Annotated in this window: 19 protein-coding genes; 12 read left to right on the forward strand and 7 right to left on the reverse strand. The window is 66.2% G+C overall.

The window, feature by feature from the left end; translation table 11 throughout:
* Positions 1 to 5: 5 nt before the first annotated feature.
* From FQU96_RS32880 to FQU96_RS32905, 6 genes are all read left to right on the forward strand, one after another.
* Positions 6 to 1,127, forward strand: coding sequence for a putative 2-aminoethylphosphonate ABC transporter ATP-binding protein (locus tag FQU96_RS32880; RefSeq protein WP_146545630.1), 1,122 nt, complete (start codon positions 6 to 8; stop codon positions 1,125 to 1,127).
* 19 nt (positions 1,128 to 1,146) lie between these two features.
* Positions 1,147 to 2,853 carry a putative 2-aminoethylphosphonate ABC transporter permease subunit gene (locus tag FQU96_RS32885; protein WP_146545631.1) on the forward strand — a complete coding sequence of 569 codons (1,707 nt, stop codon included), beginning with the start codon at positions 1,147 to 1,149 and terminating at the stop codon, positions 2,851 to 2,853.
* Positions 2,850 to 4,007, forward strand: coding sequence for a TIGR03364 family FAD-dependent oxidoreductase (locus FQU96_RS32890; protein WP_146545632.1), 1,158 nt, complete (start codon positions 2,850 to 2,852; stop codon positions 4,005 to 4,007). Before FQU96_RS32885 ends, FQU96_RS32890 begins: the two co-directional genes overlap by 4 nt.
* Positions 4,008 to 4,018: 11 nt before the next feature.
* Positions 4,019 to 4,819, forward strand: coding sequence for a phosphonoacetaldehyde hydrolase (gene phnX, locus FQU96_RS32895; protein WP_146545633.1), 801 nt, complete (start codon positions 4,019 to 4,021; stop codon positions 4,817 to 4,819).
* 106 nt (positions 4,820 to 4,925) lie between these two features.
* Complete coding sequence (locus FQU96_RS32900; protein ID WP_146545634.1) at positions 4,926 to 5,225, forward strand: CopG family ribbon-helix-helix protein; 300 nt, start codon at positions 4,926 to 4,928, stop codon at positions 5,223 to 5,225.
* Positions 5,222 to 5,377, forward strand: a complete 156-nt coding sequence (locus FQU96_RS32905; RefSeq protein WP_255468683.1) for a type II toxin-antitoxin system RelE/ParE family toxin — start codon at positions 5,222 to 5,224, stop codon at positions 5,375 to 5,377. Before FQU96_RS32900 ends, FQU96_RS32905 begins: the two co-directional genes overlap by 4 nt.
* A 57-nt stretch (positions 5,378 to 5,434) precedes the next feature.
* Here the strand turns inward: FQU96_RS32905 and FQU96_RS32910 are convergent, their stop codons facing one another.
* Positions 5,435 to 6,409, reverse strand: a complete 975-nt coding sequence (locus FQU96_RS32910; protein WP_178130848.1) for a LacI family DNA-binding transcriptional regulator — start codon at positions 6,407 to 6,409, stop codon at positions 5,435 to 5,437.
* 157 nt (positions 6,410 to 6,566) lie between these two features.
* Between FQU96_RS32910 and FQU96_RS32915 the strand changes: the two genes are divergently transcribed.
* Both FQU96_RS32915 and FQU96_RS32920 read left to right on the forward strand, forming a co-directional pair.
* Positions 6,567 to 7,442, forward strand: coding sequence for a phytanoyl-CoA dioxygenase family protein (locus tag FQU96_RS32915; RefSeq protein ID WP_146545637.1), 876 nt, complete (start codon positions 6,567 to 6,569; stop codon positions 7,440 to 7,442).
* 74 nt (positions 7,443 to 7,516) lie between these two features.
* Positions 7,517 to 8,845 (forward strand): MFS transporter, encoded by a 1,329-nt coding sequence (locus FQU96_RS32920; protein WP_146545638.1) that lies wholly within the window; start codon positions 7,517 to 7,519, stop codon positions 8,843 to 8,845.
* A 12-nt stretch (positions 8,846 to 8,857) separates the two neighbouring features.
* Here FQU96_RS32920 and FQU96_RS32925 read toward each other — a convergent pair whose 3' ends face one another.
* Positions 8,858 to 9,520 carry a 2-dehydro-3-deoxy-6-phosphogalactonate aldolase gene (locus tag FQU96_RS32925; protein ID WP_146545639.1) on the reverse strand — a complete coding sequence of 221 codons (663 nt, stop codon included), beginning with the start codon at positions 9,518 to 9,520 and terminating at the stop codon, positions 8,858 to 8,860.
* Positions 9,520 to 10,473, reverse strand: a complete 954-nt coding sequence (locus FQU96_RS32930; protein ID WP_146545640.1) for a 2-dehydro-3-deoxygalactonokinase — start codon at positions 10,471 to 10,473, stop codon at positions 9,520 to 9,522. Before FQU96_RS32930 ends, FQU96_RS32925 begins: the two co-directional genes overlap by 1 nt.
* A 113-nt stretch (positions 10,474 to 10,586) precedes the next feature.
* On the opposite strand from FQU96_RS32930, the gene FQU96_RS32935 reads away from it, so the two are divergent.
* Complete coding sequence (locus FQU96_RS32935; protein ID WP_146545641.1) at positions 10,587 to 11,561, forward strand: hypothetical protein; 975 nt, start codon at positions 10,587 to 10,589, stop codon at positions 11,559 to 11,561.
* Positions 11,562 to 11,568: 7 nt separating this feature from the next.
* On the opposite strand, the gene FQU96_RS32940 is transcribed toward FQU96_RS32935, so the two are convergent.
* Both FQU96_RS32940 and FQU96_RS32945 read right to left on the reverse strand, forming a co-directional pair.
* Positions 11,569 to 12,237, reverse strand: coding sequence for an O-methyltransferase (locus FQU96_RS32940; protein ID WP_146545642.1), 669 nt, complete (start codon positions 12,235 to 12,237; stop codon positions 11,569 to 11,571).
* A 9-nt stretch (positions 12,238 to 12,246) separates the two neighbouring features.
* Positions 12,247 to 13,437: an MFS transporter gene (locus FQU96_RS32945; protein ID WP_146545643.1), complete on the reverse strand. Its 1,191-nt coding sequence runs from the start codon at positions 13,435 to 13,437 to the stop codon at positions 12,247 to 12,249.
* A 252-nt stretch (positions 13,438 to 13,689) separates the two neighbouring features.
* Here FQU96_RS32945 and FQU96_RS32950 point away from each other — a divergent pair, with 252 nt between their 5' ends.
* Positions 13,690 to 14,430, forward strand: a complete 741-nt coding sequence (locus FQU96_RS32950; protein WP_255468684.1) for a helix-turn-helix transcriptional regulator — start codon at positions 13,690 to 13,692, stop codon at positions 14,428 to 14,430.
* Positions 14,431 to 14,449: 19 nt separating this feature from the next.
* Here FQU96_RS32950 and FQU96_RS32955 read toward each other — a convergent pair whose 3' ends face one another.
* Entirely contained in the window at positions 14,450 to 15,814 is a 1,365-nt protein-coding gene (locus FQU96_RS32955; protein ID WP_178130850.1) for an FAD-dependent oxidoreductase, read from the reverse strand.
* Between the two features lie 274 nt (positions 15,815 to 16,088).
* Positions 16,089 to 18,824 carry a valine--tRNA ligase gene (locus FQU96_RS32960; protein ID WP_146545646.1) on the reverse strand — a complete coding sequence of 912 codons (2,736 nt, stop codon included), beginning with the start codon at positions 18,822 to 18,824 and terminating at the stop codon, positions 16,089 to 16,091.
* 348 nt (positions 18,825 to 19,172) lie between these two features.
* On the opposite strand from FQU96_RS32960, the gene FQU96_RS32965 reads away from it, so the two are divergent.
* Both FQU96_RS32965 and FQU96_RS32970 read left to right on the forward strand, forming a co-directional pair.
* The gene (locus FQU96_RS32965; RefSeq protein WP_255468685.1) at positions 19,173 to 19,553 is read left to right on the forward strand and encodes a TadE/TadG family type IV pilus assembly protein; all 381 of its coding nucleotides are present in this window, start codon (positions 19,173 to 19,175) and stop codon (positions 19,551 to 19,553) included.
* A 43-nt stretch (positions 19,554 to 19,596) separates the two neighbouring features.
* Positions 19,597 to 21,300 (forward strand): pilus assembly protein TadG-related protein, encoded by a 1,704-nt coding sequence (locus FQU96_RS32970; protein WP_146545647.1) that lies wholly within the window; start codon positions 19,597 to 19,599, stop codon positions 21,298 to 21,300.
* Positions 21,301 to 21,310 lie beyond the last annotated feature (10 nt).

Here is a 21,310-nt window from a genome sequence, read left to right on the forward strand (position 1 = left end):
GCACCATGCAGACGCAGACTCCATCTGCCGCATCGTCATCGCCCGAGCCCTATCTGAAGATCCGCGGTGTCACCAAGCGCTTCGACAAATTCACCGCGCTGCAGGCGATCGATCTCGATATCTATCCCGGCGAGTTCGTGTCGTTCCTCGGCCCGTCGGGCTGCGGCAAGACCACGCTGCTGCGTGCGATCTCAGGATTGGACGTTCAGTCGGAGGGCACGATCAGCCAGGGCGGCAAGGACATCTCGACGCTGCCGGTCAACCAGCGCGATTTCGGCATCGTCTTCCAGTCCTATGCATTGTTTCCCAACCTGCGGATCAAGGACAACGTGGCCTATGGGCTGGTGTCGGCCGGTCGCAGCCGATCGGAGATTTCCACCCGGGTGACCGAACTGCTGGCGCTTGTCGGCCTGTCGGACCAGGCCATGAAATTTCCGGCGCAGCTGTCGGGTGGCCAGCAGCAACGCATCGCTCTGGCCCGCGCGCTGGCGCTGTCACCCGGCCTGCTGCTGCTCGACGAACCCCTGTCGGCACTGGATGCCCGCGTGCGGGCACGCCTGCGCGGCGAGATCCGCGATCTGCAGCAGCGCCTGGGCATCACCACCATCATGGTGACGCACGACCAGGAAGAGGCGCTCACCATGTCCGACCGTATCGTGGTGATGAGCCGCGGCCGCATCGAACAGGTCGGCACGCCCGACGAGGTGTACAGCCGCCCCGCCTCGCCTTTCGTCGCCGATTTCGTCGGTCGCATGAATTTCCTCGACGGCCGGCTGGTGGCGCCCAACCAGGCCAACTGCAAGGGCGTCGATCTCACGTTCGCCGGCGAAATGACCTACGCCGCCGAAACGCAAGTCACCGTCTGCGTGCGCCCGGAAGATATCGTGGTCCGCAACATCAACGGCGCGAACACCAACGTCTTCGACGCTGATGTCGGCGTCATGGAGTTCGTCGGCAACCATTTCGCCACGACGCTGCATATCAACGGCACCAACCTCAATGTTGCCGCCGACCTGTCGATGAACGACGTGCGCGATCTGGGCGTCAAGCCGGGCGGCACGATCAAGGCCCTGCTGCCGGCCGACCGGCTGCGGGTCTTCGCGACCCCCGGTGCAGCCGCGCAATGACCTATCGCCGCGCGCCGTCATGACCGCCGTGGCCGTCGAAGCCGCGCCGGCGCGGCCCGTGCGCCAGCGCATGAGCCGCGACGACGTCATCATGCGCGTGGTGCTGACGCTGTTGGCAGCGTGGCTGCTGCTCACGGTGCTGCTGCCGTTATGGAGTCTACTGGCCAAGAGCTTCGAGTCGCCTGACGGCCGCTTCGTCGGGCTGGCGAACTTCGTCCAGTATTTCGCCAATCCTCAGCTCACCCAGTCGATCCTCAACAGCGTATGGATCGCCTTCGTGAGCACGCTGCTCTGCGTGTTCCTGGCCTTTCTCTATGCCTACGGTGTCACGCGCACCTGTATGCCCTGGCGCGGCGCCTTCAAGATCGTGGCGCAGATTCCCCTGCTCGCCCCGTCCTTGCTGCCGGCCATCAGCCTGGTTTACCTGTTCGGCAATCAGGGCTTTGCCAAGGACATCCTGTTCGGCCACTCGATCTACGGACCGATCGGGATCGTGATGGGGGAGGTGTTCTGGGCCTTCCCGCACGCGCTGATCATCGTCACGACGGCGCTGGCGACGGCCGACGCCCGGCTTTACGAAGCCGCCGACGCGCTCAAGGCTGGGGCATGGCGCACGTTCTGGACGGTCACCGTACCCGGTGCGCGCTATGGCCTCATCAGTGCGACGTTCGTGGTGTTCACGCTGATCATCACCGATTTCGGCGTGCCCAAGGTGATCGGCGGTCAATACGACGTGCTGGCCACCGATATCTACAAGCAGGTGATCGGCCAGCAGAACTTCCAGATGGGTGCCGTGGTCGGCCTGATCCTGCTGTTGCCGGCGGTGCTTGCCTTCGTCATCGACCAGGTGCTGCAACGCCGTCAGTCGGCACTGCTGTCGGCGCGCGCCGTACCCTATCAGCCCAAACCGAATCGCGCGATCGACACGGCCCTCTTCGCGGCCTGCGGGCTGATTGCCGTCGCCATCCTGGTCATCATCGGCGTCGCCTTCTTCGCCTCGATCGCGACCCTGTGGCCCTACAACCTCACGCCGTCACTCAAGAACTACAACTTCGACGATGTCGACGGCGGCGGCTGGGAGAGCTTCTTCAATTCGCTTCAGATGGCGGCGCTGGCGGCGGTCTTCGGCACCGCCGTCGTATTCCTCGGCGCCTACCTGGTCGAGAAAACCCGCGGATACCGGCCCGGACGGGCAATCTACCAGTTCCTCGCCTTGCTGCCGCTGGCGGTGCCCGGCCTGGTGCTGGGGCTGGGTTACATTTTCTTCTTCAATGCGCCGGGTAATCCGCTGAACCTCGTCTACGGCACGATGGTCATTCTGGTCATGTGCACGGTGGCGCACTTCTATTCGGTGGCGCACCTGACGGCGGTCACCGCGCTCAAGCAGATCGATCAGGAGTTCGAGACGGTGTCGGCGTCCCTGCGCGTGCCCTTCTACCGCACCTTCTTCCGGGTCACGCTGCCGGTCTGCCTGCCGGCAGTGCTCGACATCGCCATGTACCTGTTCGTCAACGCTCTGACCACGGTCTCGGCCGTGGTCTTCCTCTACGCGCCGCAGACCACCCTGGCGTCGATCGCGGTGCTGAACATGGACGATGCCGGTGATGTGGCCCCCGCGGCAGCCATGGCCATGACGCTGTTCTTCACCGCGGTCGTCGTGCGCGTTCTCTACACCGCCGCGACACGGCGCCTGCTGGCCCGTTCGCAGGCCTGGCGCTTGCGATGACCACGACCGCCCTTTCCCTCGGTACATTCGACGTCGCCGTTGTCGGCGCCGGCATCGTCGGCCTGGCCCATGCGCTGGCCGCCGCGCGGCGCGGCAAGCGCGTCGTCGTGATCGACCGCGACGCGCAGGCCAACGGCGCCTCGATCCGCAATTTCGGCTTCATCACCGTCACCGGCCAGCAGGCCGGCGATTGCTGGCGCCGTGCCAAACGCTCGAGTGAAATCTGGGCCGAGGTGGCGCCACAGGCCGGCATCGCGATCGAGCAGCGCGGTGCCTGCATCGTCGCCCGCCGGCCGGAAGCCTATGACGTGCTGGCTGCCTTCCAGCAGACCGAGATGGGACGTGACTGCCGGTTGATCACGCCGGCGCAAGCCGCCGAGCATGTGCCGGCATTGCGGCGGGATGCCCTGCAGGCCGCGTTGTGGTCGCCGCATGATCTGCGGGTCGAAAGCCGCACGGCAATCCCGGCGCTGGCGCGGTGGCTGGCCGAGGCACTTGATGTCACCTTCCTGCGGTCAACCCTGGTCAGGGACATCGCGCCGCCGCACATCGATACGACGCGCGGGTGGATCGACGCCGATGTCGTCATCGTCTGCCCGGGGACGGATTTCCAGACCCTGTACGCCGACCGTATCGCCGCCCAGGGCGTGCGCACCTGCCAGTTGCACATGCTGCGGCTCGAGCCGGCGCAACCCATTCCCCGCCTGGCCACGCCGGTGATGTCGGATCTCAGCATGGGCCGCTACCTGGGCTTTGCCGAGCTGCCCCAGGCGGCCGCGCTGAAACAGCGGCTGGCGGCCGAACAGGCGGCGGCACTGGAGCACGGCGTGCATCTGATCGTGGTGCAGTCTGCCGACGGCAGCCTGGTGGTCGGCGACAGCCACCACTACGGCGAGACGGTCGCGCCTTTCGCGCCGGCGCTGGTCGACGACGTCATCCTGGAAGAATTCGACGCCGTCTTCGACCTGCCCGGCAGACGCGTGCGCGAGCGCTGGGTGGGTTCCTATGCCTCGGCCGACGACAAGCTGATGTTCGTCGATCGCCCCAGCGACGACGTGCGCATCGTGATGGTCACCAGCGGCACCGGTGCCTCGACGGGCTTCGCGATCGGCGACGAGGTCATCGGCGAGCTTTTCGACTCGCAGAACCAGTAACGGAGCGTTCCATGCACCTGAAAGCGGTCGTCTTCGACTGGGCGGGTACGGTCGTCGATCACGGGTCGCGGGCGCCGATGGGCGCCTTCGTCGAGGTGTTCACCCGGTTCGGCGTGCAACTCACGATCGCCGAGGCGCGTGGGCCCATGGGACTACCCAAATGGGATCACATCAAGGCACTGACGGTGCAGCCCGATATCGCCGAACGCTGGCGCCAGGCGCACGGTGCGCTGCCGACCGATGCCGACGTCGATCGGATATACGAGGTCTTCGTGCCGTTGAACGCCAAGGTCGTCACCAACTACGCCGACCTGATTCCCGGCGTGCTCGAGACGGTCGCGGACGCACGCCAGCGCGGGCTCAAGATCGGATCGACCACCGGCTATACGCGCGACATCATGGAGCCGCTGCTGCCGGTGGCGGCGGCGCAGGGCTATGCACCTGACAACCTGGTTTGCGCCGGCGACCTACCCCATGGTCGCCCCACGCCCCTGATGATGTACAAGTGCTTTGTCGATCTCGGCGTGTGGCCGGCATCAGCGGTCGTCAAGGTTGACGACACGACACCGGGTATCGCCGAAGGTCTCGCAGCGGGCACCTGGACGGTGGGCCTTGCGATGTCGGGCAATGCTCTGGGTCTTTCGCGCGAGGAACTGGATGCGTTGCCGGCGCCGGAGCGCGCGACGCGACGCAGCCACGCAACGCGCGAGCTGATCCTGGCCGGCGCTCACTATGTCATCGACAGCGTCGCCGACCTGCCCCCCATTCTCGACCTGATCGAAGGTCGGCTGGCCCGCGGCGAGCGGCCCTGATCCTCGCCCCGTTGCGACGCGGGCTGGTCGGGTCATCACATGGCATCATGTTGCTCAATCAGGTACTGATATTGGATAGTCATCGTTAGTACCTTGAGGCCGCCCCGTGCCAAAAGAAGCTGTGTTCACACTCAAACTGGAAGCGGATCTGCGCGACCAATTCATGGCAGAAGCGGCTGCGACCGATCGACCCGCTTCTCAGCTTGTTCGCGAGTTCATGCGTGAATTCGTCGAGCGTCAGCAAAACGCTCGCGAACACGATGCATGGTTTCGCGCCGAGGTCACGCGGTCGCTGGATGAGGCGAAAGACCCGACGGTCGAACGCATCTCCCATGAAGAGATTCGGAGACAATGGCGCAGTCAGCGCGCTGCATTCGAAAAGCGTACTCGCCGGAAAACAAAATGAGAGTCGAGTGGCTGTCGGTTGCCGCCCGCAATCACACCAGCCAGCTCGTCGTAAGCAGCACGCCCTTTGTCATCGTCTATCGTATCGAAGGCAAAGTGATCATTATTTTGCGCCTTCTCCATGGTGCACAACAGTGGCCGCCTGCGTCGTAGCCCGCCCGCCGCGCCACGGTCTGCAGAGAGAGTTCCATCAGCCCCTTCCTCATCGGTTCACGTCGTGGCGCGCGCAATCAGCTGCACGCCAAGGTCGATGCGCTGGGCGCCGCTGGGCTTGCCGGCAACTGCCGCCAGCAGCAGGTCGGCGGCGCGGCTGCCGATCTCCAGGCCACTGATGCGCACGGTGGTCAGCGGCGGCACCATTTCGCGCGCCAGGTCCTGATCACCGAAGCCGGCGATCGCCAGACGCTGCGGCACGGTAACGCCGCGGCGCTGACATTCCAGCAAAGCGCCGATGGCCAGCACGTCGGTCGACAGGAAGACCGCGTCAACCGGCTGGCCGTCATCGAGGATCCGGCTCACGGCGTCGCGGCCGTGCGCGACCATGCCGGGACTGGGAACCGTGATGGCCGGCGGCGGCGCCACGCCGGCGGCGGCCAACGTGGCTTCGAATCCCTCCCGCCGAGCCTTCGATCGCGCATCGGCGCCACCCACGAACCGGATCCGGCGATAGCCCCGGGCGACAAAATGCTCGGCCACCACACGCCCGGCGGCAGCATTGGAAAAACCGACAACATGATCGATCGGACGTCGCATCATCTCCCAGGTCTGCACGATGGGAATCCCGGCCGCCGTCAGCATGCGCCCCGTTGCCGCTGACAACGGCGCGCCGACCAGCATCAGCGCATCGGGCCGGCGGCCCAGCATTGCGGTCACCAGGGCTTTTTCACGTTGCGCGTCGTAGCCGGTCTGCCCCAGCAGGATCGTGTATCCCGCTCCTTCCAGGCGGTCCGACAAGCCTTGGATCGTGTCGGCAAAGATCGAGTTGGCGATGGTGGGCACGATCGCGGCGATGATCCGGCTGCGGCTGCCGGCCAGCGCCCCGGCGGTCAGGTTGGGCACGTATCCAATGCGGCGGACCGCCGCCATCACCGCCTGCCGCGTCGCCGGTGTCACCGCATCGGGCGTGTTGAGCACGCGGCTCACGGTCACAAGGGACACGCCGGCCAGCCGGGCAACGTCTTCCATGCGTGGACGGCCAGGTGCAGCAGCTCGCGTTCGGGTTTTCGGTTTCATGGCGCCACTCAAGCACGACCGGCGACGGACAGACAGGGGCTGTTGCGCCGCTTGACAATGAAAGCGCTTCCACATGAATATGGAAGCGCTTTCATTCGGGAGGCCTCCGATGATCTCCGAACGCGACGTCGAAATCTATCGCCGGGAAGGCTACATCGTCGTTCCGGACGTGCTGGATGCCGACGAGATCGCACAGCTGCAGGCGGTGATCGACGGCCTGATCGCGCACGCCGCCACCATCGATACGCATGACGACGTTTACGACCTGGAGCCCTCGCACAGCCGGGCGCAGCCGCGGGTGCGACGCATCAAGACACCGCACAAGATCGACCCGCGGTTTGCCGCCCTGGCGCGCCACCCCAACGTGCTGGCGATCCTGTCAAAGCTGATCGGTCCCGACCTGCGCCTGCACGGCTCCAAGCTCAACATGAAGGCGCCGCACTACGGTTCGCCCGTCGAGTGGCATCAGGACTGGGCCTTCTACCCCCATACCAACGACGACATCCTGGCGATCGGCGTCATGCTGGACGACATGGAGCTCAGCAACGGTCCGCTGCTGGTGGTACCCGGCTCGCATACGGGACCGATCTACGATCATCACGCCGATGGCGTCTTCTGCGGCGCGATCGCGCCCGACGAGGTCGGACAGGAGGCCAGCCGCGCCGTGCCGCTCACCGGGCGCGCCGGTTCGATGTCGTTCCATCATGTGCGCCTGCTGCACGGCTCGGCGCTCAACACGTCCAACCGGCGGCGCCAGCTGCTGCTCTATGAGGTGGCGGCCGCCGATGCCTGGCCGCTGGTCGGTGTCTCGAGCCTCGCCGAGTTCGACGGCCGGATGATCGCCGGACAACCGACGATCACGCCTCGGGTGACACCGGTGCCGGTACGCATGCCGCTGCCACCCGCCGCACATCAGGGATCGATCTACGAGAACCAGACCGGCAGCCGGCAGCGGTTCTTCGCCACCGCCGACGCGGTGAATTGAACGCCCTCCCCTTCAGCCTTCGAGGGCCCCTCCCCAGCAAAGCTGGGGAGGAAAAAACGATCAGGAGGAAACGCATGGCCATAGCAACGGCGGGCGCCATCGCCAACCCCGAGGCGCAGAACCGAACCCGCGTGATCCTGGCGTCGGCGATCGGCTCGGCGCTGGAGTGGTACGACTTCTTCATCTACGGCATGGCCGCCGCCCTGGTCTTCGGCGAGCTGTTCTTCCCCAAGAGCGACCCGACGGTGGGCACGCTGCTGGCATTCGCGACCTTCGGCGTCGGCTTCTTCGCCCGCCCGCTGGGCGGCCTGGTGTTCGGCCATTTCGGCGACAAGATCGGCCGCAAGCCGATGCTGGTGATCACCCTGTTGCTGGTCGGCTTCGGCACGATGCTGATCGGCTTCCTGCCGACCTATGACCAGATCGGCATCTGGGCGCCGATCCTGCTGATCCTGCTGCGGCTGATCCAGGGCTTCGGCGCCGGCGCCGAATACGGCGGCGCCGTGATCCTGCTGGTCGAGAGCGCGCCGCACGGCAAGCGCGGCTTCTGGGGCAGCTGGGCACCGATCGGCGTCAGCGTCGGCAACCTGCTGGCGGCCGGCGTCTTCTACATCGTGTCGGAACTGCCGCGCGACCAGCTGCTCAGCTGGGGCTGGCGCATCCCCTTCCTGGTCAGCATCGTGCTGATCCTGGTCGGCCTCTACATCCGCGCCAACGTCATGGAGACACCGGTCTTCACCAAGGCGGTGGCCAAGCGCCAACCGGAAAAAGCACCGGTCTGGCAGGCGCTGCGCCGCCAGCCCCGCAACTTCTTCGTCCTGGTCGGCGCCCGCATCGCCGAAAACGGCCTGGGTTACCTGATCCCCGTCTTCGGCCTGAACTACGTCGTGAACAATCTCGGCGTGCCGCGCTCGACGGCGCTGACGGCACTGATGGTGGCCTTCGGCATCGAGCTTGTCGCCCTGCTCGGCTTCTCGATGCTGTCGGATCGCATCGGACGACGGCCGGTCTACATCTTCGGCGCCCTGTTCTCGGCGGCGCTGGCCTTCCCCTTCTTCTGGCTGGTGGGCACCAAGGAGGCCTTCTTCATCGCCATCGCCTTCATCCTGGCGCGCGCCGTCGGCACGGCGGCGATGTTCGGGCCGCAGGCAGCGTACTTCGCCGAGTTGTTCGGACCGACCCGGCGCTTCAGCGGTTTCGCCTTCGCCCGCGAGCTGGGATCGATCATCGCCGGCGGTCCGGCGCCCTTCCTCGCCGCCTACTTCGTTCTGCTGGCCGGCGGCCAGACCTGGGCGGTGTCGCTTTACATGATCGTGCTGTCGCTGATCACGGCCGTCGCGGTGTGGATGGGACCGGAAACCTACCGCGACGACATCAGCGAGGACGCACCATCGTCGCGCTAGGGTTTCAGGAAATCACCGACGCAAGGCGCCGGCGGACTCAACCAGAAGACGGGCGCGCTCGGTAACGTCTGCCGCCGTCGCGTCCGGCTTGTAGAGCGCCGAGCCGATGCCGAAGCCGTCGGCGCCGGCTGCCCAATAGTCCGGCATCGTCCTTTCGCTGACGCCGCCGACGGGGATCATCAGCACGTCGCGGGGGAAGACGGCGCGCAGCGCCTTCAGCACGGCCGGGCTCACCATCTCGCCCGGAAACAGCTTCAGCCCGTCGGCGCCGGCCGCCAGCGCCATGAAACCTTCCGTGGGTGTCGCCACGCCCGGCACGCAGGCCAGGCCACGCGCCTTGGCGTGGCGCACGATCGCCGGATCAGCATGCGGCATCACGATCAGCCGACCGCCGGCTGCCGCAACGGCATCGACATCGCCGCTGGTCATCACCGTGCCGGCGCCGACCACGGCGGTCGGATGTGCCGCCGCCAGCAACCGGATGCTGTCGATCGGCTGCGGCGAGTTCAGCGGCACCTCAAGCACGGTGAAACCCTGGCCGATCAGCGCCGCGCCGATGGCCGGTGCGTCCGCCGGCGTCAGGCCGCGCAGGATCGCGATCAGCGGACAGGCGCCGAGCGCGGCGCGAAGATCAATCGAGGTGTGCGACACGCGAACCCGTCCCTGCTTCGACATCATCCGATCATGCCCGCCGCCCGCGCCAGGCGCCACAGCCCGCGCGGCGTGACATCGCTGTCGGCTTGGCGGGCATCGACACCTGCCCGGTGCAGGACATCGGCATAGCGCTGGCAGAGCGTCGTTTCGCCGATCAGGACGACCCTCGAGGCGTCATGCCCGATCTTGCCGGCCGCTCGCGCTGCCGCCACTTCGGCGCCGATCAGCAATCCGGACAGGAAGCTGGGGGCCGCATCCGACGTCAACGCGCCGAACAGTCCTTGCGTGCGTACCCCGAACAGTCGGCGCAGCAATTCGCCGCCGCCGCTCAGACCATCGCGTGCGCCATGAGCAAACGCCGCAGCATCGTGCGTCATGGCGCCATCGGCTGCCATCATGCGTCCCAGGATCGAATGGGCCCGCAGAACGGCGAACAATTCACCGGTCATATAGGTCGCGAAGGCGACGACACGACCAGCCTCGACCCGCGCCCACTTGCTGTGGGTGCCGGGCAGAATGAACAGGCCATCCCGCTCGCCGTCGGCCAGCGCACCGAGGAGCTGCGTCTCTTCGCCGCGCATGACATCGGTCATGGCGTCAGGCGCCTGCCATGACAGGCCCGGCACGATGCTGAGGGATGCGTCGCGCGCCCCGGCCAGGACACAACGACCCGCCAGATCGGCGAAATCGGCCGGGCACGCTACGTAAGGTGCCTCGACCCACCCTTGACGGCTGCCGATCATGCCGGCGGCCAAAGCCGGCAAATTTGGCCGTGTTGTCCGCCAATCGGCCGTAAATGCACGGTAGACCGTGTCAAAGTCGCCGCCGGGTACCGCCATGATGCCGTGCGCGCTGGCGCGCCGATCGAGCACCTGTCCGTCATGCGACAGCAACCATCCCCGCAGCGCACTGGTCCCCCAGTCGATGGCGATGAGCGCCGATGCGATGCTGGTGGTTTCACCTTGAACAGTCATGCAAGCTCCCCAAGCAGTTGCTCACCAGCGGCATGCACCATGCTAGACTCAGCACCGGACTTTGCGGCACTTTGCGCGCCCGAGACCGGCCAGGGGAAGGTTGGGGGGTCGGCATGACCACGAAGAAGATCAGGAAAACTGCCGTGAAGAAAGCGGCGCGCAGCGGCAGCAAGGCTGCCCGCGCGAAGGCACCGCCGACCAAGCAGCAACGCGCAGCCAAGAAGGCAACACGGCCAGCACCAAAACCGGCGACACGACGCCCGGCGACAGCGGCCAAGCCCAAGGCCAAGGCCAAACGTGCCACGCGACGTCCTGTGGCGAGCGCCGCACCTGGATGGGCGCCGCAGGTTTCATGGGGCGCCCTGGTCGATTCCCTCAATGCCCGCGTCGCTATCCGCAGTGTATCGCTGGCCGAGTTTCTAGCCCGGCCCATGCCGTCGCTGACGACGCTGCCGCCGCCGCTGGCGCCGACGGGCAACGTGGACACGAACGCCCCTGACGCACAACGCGCCCGGCGTTTCCTGTCCATGGCGCGCGCCTGCGTTGGGGATCTGCACGGCGACCGGCCGCTGGCGGCCCGCGAAAACATGGCCCGCCTGCTGCTGCACATGGCATGGAACGGCAGCAAGTTGCGCTTTCGTCGTCAGGGCGGCGGACAGGTCGATGACGGCACCGGCCCAGGCCGCGGCCTGATACCGTTCGAGGCTCATCGCGCCAAGGACACGCTGATCCGCCTGACGCGGGCCTCCGCCGATCGCACCGTGCACCGGTTGGGTGACCTTGCCGGCTTGGGATGGCCGGGTCTTGTCCGCTGCGCCCTGTCGCTGCCCGAGTGGGCGCCTGGTGGACGCGGCGCCGCTTTTCCGGACGGACACATCCTGGCCGGCCTGCTGGAGCGTAACGACCAGTTCGCGCTTTATCTGGCACGGGCCGCGCTGCTGCTGCTGCCGATGGCGGTACCGGTCGGCAACAACAACCACGCCGAGTACTGGTACAAGTTCTGGCGGATTTCGGCGCCCGATCCGGCGGCCGCGTCGTTCGCGTTCCGCAGCGACGCCGACGAGGTCGACGCGCTGGTCGACGGCTGATTCCCGTCTAGATCTTCACCGTGACTTCCAGCCCGCCCTGAAACGGCAGGGTTTGCGTCGTGAAACCGTTCTTCGGGTCCTCCACGAACTCGAAGAAGTGGCGATAGGCGTGGCGGAACTGGGCGGTGTTGTCGGTGACGATCGTGGCTCCCGGGCGCAGGTGCGGCGCAACGAGTTCCACGGCGGGGCGTGCCATCTCGGTCCAGATGTCCATGAGGACGAAGTCCACCGGCCCATCGATGACCTTCAGGGTTTGGCGCAGATCACCCTCGCGCAGGTCGATGAACGGCGACAGTCCGGCAGCATCGAAATGGGCGCGTGCTGCCGCCGCCTTGGCGGGCTCGTACTCTGTGCCGATGACGGTACCGCCACCGTTCGCCCTGACGGCATCGGCCAGATAGAGAGTCGAAACGCCGAAGGAGGTTCCCACCTCCACCACCCGCCGGGCCCGCAGTGCGCGACACAGGAGCCAGCAGAACTCTGCCTTGGCGGGCTCGAGCGCGACCATCTTGTCGGCCATGAAGCGGTTGGCGCCCTCGTCCAGCCCGTCCCAGGAAAGGTCACCCTTCTTCGCCCGCTCGGCGAAGTACCGGGTGGTTTCCGCCTCCTGCGCGGCGCTCTGCGCCTGCAGATCGCTGAGCAGGGCCTGCAGTGCGGGATCGGCGATGACGTTCATGACCGCGCCCTACTCCGCCGGCTTGGGCGCCAGGGCCTGCGTGACAGCCCGCTCGTCAGGCAGGAATGACAACGCCACCAGCGCCACCGCGGCGACGCCGGCCAGCATCATCAGCAATGTGGGAAAGCCGGCCGCTTTCACCGATGGGCCGATCAGGGCGACGACGATCGAACTGATGCCGAAGCCGATCGCCAAACGCACGCCGGTGACGCGCGAGCGCAGCCGGTCGTCGATGTAACGCACGATCATGGCGTCGGTGAACGGGATGGCGCCGAAGACGAACACCATGAAGGCGACGACGGTCGCCAGCAGTGCCCAGCCGGTGGCATAGGCCGCCAACAGGAACAGCGGGATCTGGCAGAGCACGATCGGCAGGTAGATCCATTTCAGCGGATAGCGATCGATCAGGGCGCCCACCACGAGCTGCGCCAGCGACGCGACCGCGAAGACGACCAGCAGCGCGATGCTGAGCGCCAGCGGGTTGTCCGCCAGCTCCTTGACGCCGGCCTTGAGGAACTCGCCGTTGCCGTTGGTGGTGAAGTTGAACACGATGCTGCCGGTGACGGCGGTGATGGTCATGATCAGGAACACGCGCGCCATCACCGACGGCGGCAGATCCAGCAGCTTCTGCTTGCGTCGCGCCGGCGCCTCTTCCTCACGCGGCACCACGACGGCGAACGCAACTGCCGCCAGCAGGCAGATGATGCCGGGTACGATATAGGCCGTCTGCCAGCCGAAGCGTGTCGCGAGCCACACCGATACGCTGGCACCCAGCGCGACACCGAGGTTCCCGACCAGGCCATTGACCCCGATCGTGAAGCCGGGCTTCTCCGCCTTCTGAACCAGCATCGGGATGCCGACGGGATGGTAGATCGAGGCGAAGGCACCCATCAGCGTCAGCGCCACGCCGATCTGCCATTTGTCCTGGCACAGCGCGATCAGCAGGCTGGATACGCCCAGACCGGCGAAGAAGATGATCATCATGCTGCGCCGGCCCCACTGGTCGCCCAGTTTGCCCGACACGAGCGAGCCGGCGCCGAACATGAACGACGCGCCGAAGGCATAGGGCGTCAGCTCGCGCCAGTCGGTGCCCCAGACGCCGGCGAGCACGCTCACCGTGTAGAGGAAGATCACCAGGACCCAATGGTCCATGGCGTGGCCGAGATTGAGCAACAGCGCAGTGGGACTGGTGTTCTTCATACCCTCCTCCGGTCGCGACCTGAGGATTGCCGCAACTCGTTCGCAACGGACTGTAGACCGCACCGGCTTGTCGGGCATTCTGCAAAATGACAATGATTGTCGCGAATCGGACAAATCAGGCCTGACCGCATGACGCAGCGCGCGACAGCAGAAGAACAGCCGGTCCTCCGTCCTGGCGGAGCGCGCCGGGATGGCGCCAACCGATCCACCAACCCCCTGGACTACCAACAAGTGCCGCGGCCGGTCGCCGCGATGGCCAAGGAGTTCGCTGACGGCAACCACATCACGCCGCACAGGCACGAACGGGCACAGCTGATTTTCGCTGCCCGTGGCGTCATGACCATCTCGACGGCACAAGGCGCCTGGGTCGTGCCGCCGCAGCGGGCGTTGTGGATGCCGGCCGGCACCGTGCACGAGATCCGCATGGCGGGTCCCGTCTCCATGCGCACGCTCTACGTGCGCGCCGACGCCGAACTCGGGCGGCTGCCGGCGGCGATCCGCGTCATTGCCGTCTCACCGCTGCTGCGCGAGTTGATCCTGCGCGCCTGCGCGCTGCCCCTGCTCTACGACGAGCGCGGTGCCGCCGGCCATGTCATGGCCCTCATCCTCGACGAAATCGCTGCCCTGCCCTCGCTGGCACTCGACCTGCCCATGCCGACCGATGCCCGGCTGCTGGGCCTATGCCAGCGCCTGCAGGCCGAGCCCGGCGATGCCCGGACACTGGACGACTGGGCGCGCGAGGCCGGCGCCAGTGCCCGCACGCTGGCCCGGCTCTTCCACAAGGAGACCGGGCTGAATTTCGCCGACTGGCGCCAGCAGGCACGCCTGCTGGCTGCCATGGCACGTCTGGCCGAGGGTCAGCCGATCACGCGCATCGCGCTCGACCTCGGCTACGATTCACCGTCGGCGTTCGCCGCCATGTTCAAGCGCGCGCTGGGTACGCCGCCCAGCCGCTATTTCGACGCCGACCATCATGTCGTGACCGCGGATTGACGATTGCAAGCAGACGGTTCTACGCGAGAGACGCCAGCACTTCATCGACGGCGCGGTCGGCGGCCTGCACCGCGCCTTCGAGGAAACTGTTCCAGCACGTGGCCGTATCGGCGCCGGCCCAGAAGATATGGCCGACCGGCGCCGCGAACGCAGGGCCGAACGACGTCCAGACACCGGGCCCGAACATGGGCGTGGCGCCGCCACGCGTGAATTCTTCATCGCTCCAGTTTCGTTCGACGTACTCCAGGTAGCGGGCCGCAGCCGGGCCAAAGGCACGTACCAGGATGTCGATGGTCTGCTTTTCCCGCGCCTTGGGCGTCAGTTTCCAGGCCTGGCGACCGGCCGCGCCGTCGCTGTAGGCCGCCAACACGCCGCACGTCCCGTCCGCCGGCGAATTGTCGACGACCAGCAGCGGCGCCAGATGATCGGTCAGCGCCGTGCCGCTCAGGCCTTCCTGACGCCAGAACGGAGTTTCGTAGCGGACAAGGGCCCGGCTCAACGTCGGCAGGGCTGCCCGTTGAACGATCGCATCCCGGGCCGCCGGCATTGGCGGCACATAGCGAATGCGCCCCGTCAGATGAAGGGGCAATGCCACGATCACCCGTTTGGCGCGCACCAGCACATCGTCGGCGAAAATCCGCACGACGGCGCCGTCATGTTCGATCCGATGAACAGGTTTGCCCAGGATCACCCGATCGCCCAGCGCCCGAGCCATGGCATTGGACATTTCCTGAGCGCCATCGCGCAGCGAATAGTCCCAGCCACCGTCGCGGTTCGTGATCGCGGTCGCGAAGCTGTCGGTCGTGCCGTAGAACCAGGCTACGTGCAGCGCCGACATCTCGCTGGAAGCCACACCCAGGATCGCCGTCACCATCTTGTTGAAGACCCGCCTGCCGCCCTCGGTGTGCAGCGTACGCTCGATCCATTCCGCGAAGTTGATCCGGTCGAGCGTCTCGGCGTCGGGATGTTGCCACGGTGCCGTCAGGTCCATCGACTTGCCGATGGCATCGAGGCGCTCGAGTCCCTGAGCGATATCCGCCTCGGCCTCGTCATCGAGGTTTGCATCGTAGCTCGCGTAGCGCACCGCCTTGCCGCCGATCCAGGCCATGGAATCGCCCAGCCCCGGGTGCTTGTCCATGGCAAGACCGAGTTCGGCAACCAGCGCCATCAGCTTGTGGTGCGGACCGCCCAGGAAGGCGGCCCCCAGGTCGCCCACCGCGCCGTTGCCCAGCCGCACACTCTCGGTGCGCCCACCCACGCGATTGCGTGCCTCCAGAACGATGACCTTCTTGCCGCGGCCAGCAAGCCGCCGTGCCGCGGTGAGACCGGACAGTCCCGCCCCGACAACGGCCACGTCACATTCCCGCGAAACCGTCGATGCCATGAGTCCCCTCCCGAACGCGGCACCGCCGGAATTAAACACTGGGGTGTCCGCCATGCGCCTGTGTTGCAGGCATCGTAGGCGGCGCTTGCGGCATCGCTACAGGTTAGCGGTGGCCAAAGGCGAACAATTGGATGCGCGCAGCGGCCGTCCTGGTTCGCCTCGAAACGGACTCGAGGCGAACGGCACCGCAGCGAGGGATCTTTCGATGCAGGCGCACCCGTGCATCACTTGCAGAAGATCCCTCGCTGCGCTCGGGATGACAGCTGTCCGGATACTAGGCGGTCAGGTGCGTCAATGCCTGCTTGAGACGCGCGATGGTGGACAGCGCCTCCGCGCGGCGCTCGCGCTGCTCTTCGACGACCTCTTCCGGTGCCTTGGCAAGGAACTGAGCATTGCCCAGCTTGGCATCGATCTTGGTGACCTCGCCCTCGAGCTTGCGTATCTCCTTCTCGAGCCGCAGCCGTTCGGCCTTGAGATCGATGACGTCGGCCACCGGCAGCGCGTAAGTCGCCTCGCCGACCACCAGTTGCAGAACGCCCGACGGCACAGAGCCATCGATCTCGACACCATCGACGCGGGCCAGCCGCTCGATCGCGTTGCGGTGCGTCGCCAGTCGCGCGCGGGTCGCGGCGCTGGCATCGCGCACAATCAGCTTCAGCTTGGCGCCGGCCGGCACATTCACCTCGGCGCGCGCCGAGCGGACGTCGGTGATGAGCTTCACCAACCACTCCATCTCGTCGCCCGCCGCCTGGTCCGGTGACGGCAACCGGTCCGGCCACGCCTGTCCGATCAACGCGCCCTGTTCGGCGCGGTGACCGAGCTTGTCCCAGATCTCCTCGGTGATGAAGGGCATGATCGGGTGCAGCAGCTTCACCGTCTCGCGCAGGACGACGCCAGTGACGGCACGCGTTTCCCGGATCGCGGCCTCATCGCCACCCAGGAAGATCGGCTTGGTGAACTCGACATACCAGTCGCACACCGTGCCCCACACGAATGCGTAGAGTGCGTTGGCCGCGTCGTTGAAACGGAACTCCGCGATCGCCTTGTCGACCGTGGCCGCGCAATGCGCCAGTTCCCCCAGAACCCACTTGTTCACCGTCAGCGTCGCCGACGTGGGCTCGAAACCGGTCGGAATCGCCACGCCGTTCATCTGGCTGAAGCGGGTGGCGTTCCACAGCTTGGTCGCGAAGTTGCGATAACCTTCGACACGCGCCGGCGCCATTTTCATGGGCTGACCCGGCCTGCCCTGCACGGCAATGGTCGCCAGCGTGAAGCGCAGGGCATCGGCGCCGTATTTGTCGATGAGATCGAGCGGGTCAATGATGTTGCCCTTCGACTTCGACATCTTCTGGCCCTTCTCGTCCACAATCAGCCCATGCAGGTAGACCGTGCGGAAAGGCACCTCCTTCATGAAGTGCATGCCCATCATCATCATGCGGGCGACCCAGAAGAACAGGATGTCCCAGCCTGTCACCAGCACGCTTGTCGGGTAGTAGCGTGCCACCTCCTTGGTCTGCTCGGGCCAACCCAAAGTCGAGAACGGCCACAGCGCCGAGCTGAACCAGGTGTCGAGCACATCGGGATCGCGCGTCAGCGTCACATCGCGGCCATGCTTGGCGCGAGCAGCGGCCTGGGCATCGGCCTCGTTCAGCTCGACGAAGACGTTGCCCTGCTCGTCGTACCAGGCCGGGATCTGGTGACCCCACCACAGCTGGCGTGACACGCACCAGGGCTGGATGTTCTCCATCCAGCGGAAGAATTCATCCTTGCCATGCGACGGCACGAAGGCGACGTCGCCCGTGCGCGCAGCCTCGATCGGCGCCTTGGCCAGTTCCTTGGCGTTCACGTACCACTGTTCGGTCAGGAACGGCTCAATGGGAACGCCGCCGCGATCACCATACGGCACGCTGTGCGTATGCGGCTCGATCTTCTCGATCAGCTCGAGCCCCTCGAGCTCGGCCACCAGCTTCTTGCGTGCCGCGAAGCGATCCAGGCCATCGTACTTCGCGACCACCGCCTCGGCCGCGTCCGCCGGCAGGCCTTCGAGAAAGTCGGCATTGCCGGCGAGCGCCAGCTGTGCCGACCGATCGAGCACATTGATCGCCCGCAGCGCATGGCGGCGACCGACCTCGAAGTCGTTGAAATCGTGCGCCGGCGTGATCTTCACGGCGCCGGAGCCCTTCTCCGGATCGGAGTATTCATCCGCCACGATCGGAATTCTGCGGCCAGCCACCGGCAGGATGGCATGGCGGCCGATCAGGTGCTTCCATGTCGGATCCTCGGGATGCACCGCGATCGCGGTATCGCCCAGCATGGTCTCCGGCCGTGTCGTGGCCACGACGATGAAGCGGCCCTCGTCGCCCTCGATCGGATAGCGGATGTACCAGAGGCTGCCCTTGACCTCCTGCGACTCGACCTCGAGATCCGAGATCGCGGTCAGCATCTTGGGATCCCAGTTGACCAGCCGCTTGTCCTTGTAGATCAGGCCTTGCTTGTAGAGGTCGACGAACACTTTCAGCACGGCTTGCGAGAGGCCCTCGTCCATGGTGAACCGCTCGCGCCGCCAGTCGCACGAGGCGCCCAGCCGCCGCAGCTGGCGCGTGATGGTGCCGCCTGACTCGGCCTTCCACTCCCAGACGCGGGCCAGGAACGCCTCGCGGTCCAGAAGCTGCTGGTTGCCCTCCTTCGCAGCCTGCCCCAACGCCAGCCCAATGCCCTTCTCGGCCAATTGCCGGGCCACCACCATCTGGGTGGCGATACCGGCATGATCGGTGCCGGGCTGCCACAACACGTCGTCGCCCTTCATGCGGCGCCAACGGATCAGCACATCCTGCAATGTATTATCCAGCGCGTGCCCCAGATGCAGGCTGCCGGTAACGTTGGGTGGCGGAATGACAATGCAGTATGGCGGCTTGCCCGAGTCCGGGTTGCATTCGAAAGCACCCGACTGCTCCCACTCGGCGTAGCGTCGGGCCTCGATGTCCTTGGGGTCGTAAGTCTTGTCCAGCATGTCATTTTCCGCGAAAGGACCGGCCCTATAGCACAAATCGCGCGGGGTCACGGATGGTGTGCTGGATCGCCCTCCGGTGCCAAACGTGCAGCACCCCTGCGGCAACTCAACCGCCAGTGTCCAGTTTGAACTCTTCGATTCTTGGGGTTTTGGCACTCGCCTGTTAGATTTGGACGCTGTCTCATAAAATAATTAACCATCCGTCCAATAGACTAAAAAATGATTCGCAGTGGAGGACTGCCGGCCCGGATTTGTGGGCTTCCGGCAGCTCATAAACTCGCCCAGGCGAAACGTCGGCGCTGGTTGTCCGCCGTCACGTCGTTCCGCCGCGCGCAGGATGGCGCCAGCATGATCGAGTTCGCGCTTGTCGCGCCGATCCTGCTCCTGGTGTTGTTCGGCATCCTGTCGTACGGCCTGTATTTCGCCGTGATCCACAGCGTGCAACAGGTGACCGCCGAGGCTGCCCGCGCCTCCGTGGCCGGGATCACCCCCGCCGAACGCCAGCAGATCGCCGCCAATACGGTCAATGCGGCCATCGGTTCCTATCCGCTGCTGCGGCGGGATCGCCTGACCTTGAACGTGGTGCCCGCGGCCGGCGACCCCAGCCTGTACGACATCCGGGTGACCTACGACGCGCGGCATCTCGGCATCTGGTCGATGCAGGGCATCGTGCCGCTGCCGTCGTCGACGATTCAACGAACATCAACCGTTCGCCGTGGGGGACTGTGACGCCGCGAGCGGCGTCGTCAATCAATCAACAAGGGGAATACAAATGAACCTGTATGGGCTGCTGTCCGCCCACCTCCATCGCCTGCGTGATGACACGCAAGGCAATGTGATGATCATGACCGCCGCGTTCATGACGGTCGTGATCGGCTGCCTCGCCTGCGCCGTCGACCTGGGGAGTCTCTATTTCGAGAAGCGCCGCGCGCAGGCGGCCGTCGACCTGGCCGCCATGGCCAGCGCCCAGGCGCTGAGCAATGCCCGGCCGCGGGCGGTCGATACGCTGACTCGCAACCGCTATCCCACCCCGGCCGCGCTGACCGTGGAGACCGGAACCTACACGGCCAACATCGCCATTCCGGTCGCCAGCCGCTTCACGGCGGGCGCCACGCCCGCCAATGCCGCACGGGTTACCATGACCACGCGTGCACCGCTCTATTTCGGCAGCGCGATCCTCGGCCGCAACTCGACGGAGGTGCGCACCACGGCGGTAGCCGTCAACTCGCAAATGGCGCAGTTCTCGATCGGCACGCGGCTGGCGGCGGTCAACGGCGGCATCGCCAACGCCCTGCTGTCGCGCGCGTTGGGGACAACCGTGTCGCTGTCGGTGATGGACTATAATGCGCTGGCAGGTACCAAGGTCGACGTCTTCAAGTTCTCGCGGGCGCTTGCCACGCAGCTGAACCTGCAAGCCGGCACGTACAACGAGTTGGCCGCCACCGTGGTGCGGGCGAGCGATGTCTACACGGCGCTCACCGTACTGGCGCGCAACGGCGATCTCGGCCCTGGTCAGCAGCTGATCGATGCCCTCACGCGCCTGGCCGACGCGGCCGCCAACACGACGTCGTCCGTCACGCTGGGCCAGCTGATCGGCTACGGCCCCTACGGCAACCAGCCTGTCGCCGAAGGTCCCGGTGCCGGCGTCATCGCCAAGCTTGGCGCGCTCGATCTCGCGAACATGACGGCCTTGGTGGCCAACGGTCAGCGGCAGATCCAACTCGACCTCGGCGCCACGATACCCGGCCTGGCACGAACGGTTGTCACGGTCGTGGTCGGCGAGCGCATGGTGACCTCGCCATGGCTTACCCTGGGTGGCAACGATGCCGTCGTGCGCACGGCACAGACCCGGGTGTACCTCGACGTTCAGGTCGGCGGCACCGGCCTGTTGTCCATCACGTCGGTTTCCATCCCGCTCTACCTGGAGGTCGCTTCGGCCGAGGCACGACTCAGCAACGTCGCCTGCGGTAACTCTACCGCCGACACCAGCGTCGCGCTCGCGGTTCAGCCCAGCGTCGCCGAGGCCTGGCTGGGAACCGTCAACCCGGCGGCCCTGACGAACTTCCAGATCCGGCCGACCGTCAGCCGGGCCACGCTGGTGAATGTGAACCTGCTGCTGGGATCCATCAACATTACGGGTTCGGGCCACGTCCGCTCCGGCTCGCCCACCCCGCAAACGGTGAATTTCACCTATGACGAGATCCAGGCGCTGACGATGAAGACGGTCTCCAGCACCAACATCGCCGGCTCCCTGATCGGCAGCCTGCTGGGCAATCTCGATCTCTCGGTGTCGGTTCTGGGCCTGGGGCTGGGTGTGCCCGCCATCCTCTCGTCGCTCAACGGCGTGTTGGCGGCGGCGCTGACGCCGATCGATTCGGTTCTCCAGTCGGTGCTGACGCTGCTGGGCGTGAAGCTCGGCCAGGCCGATGTGGTGGTGAACGGGGTACGCTGCGACGGCTCGATCCTGGCGCAGTGATGCGCCCCGG

The organism is Reyranella sp. CPCC 100927 (genome assembly GCF_007859315.1).
GTDB lineage: Bacteria > Pseudomonadota > Alphaproteobacteria > Reyranellales > Reyranellaceae > Vineibacter.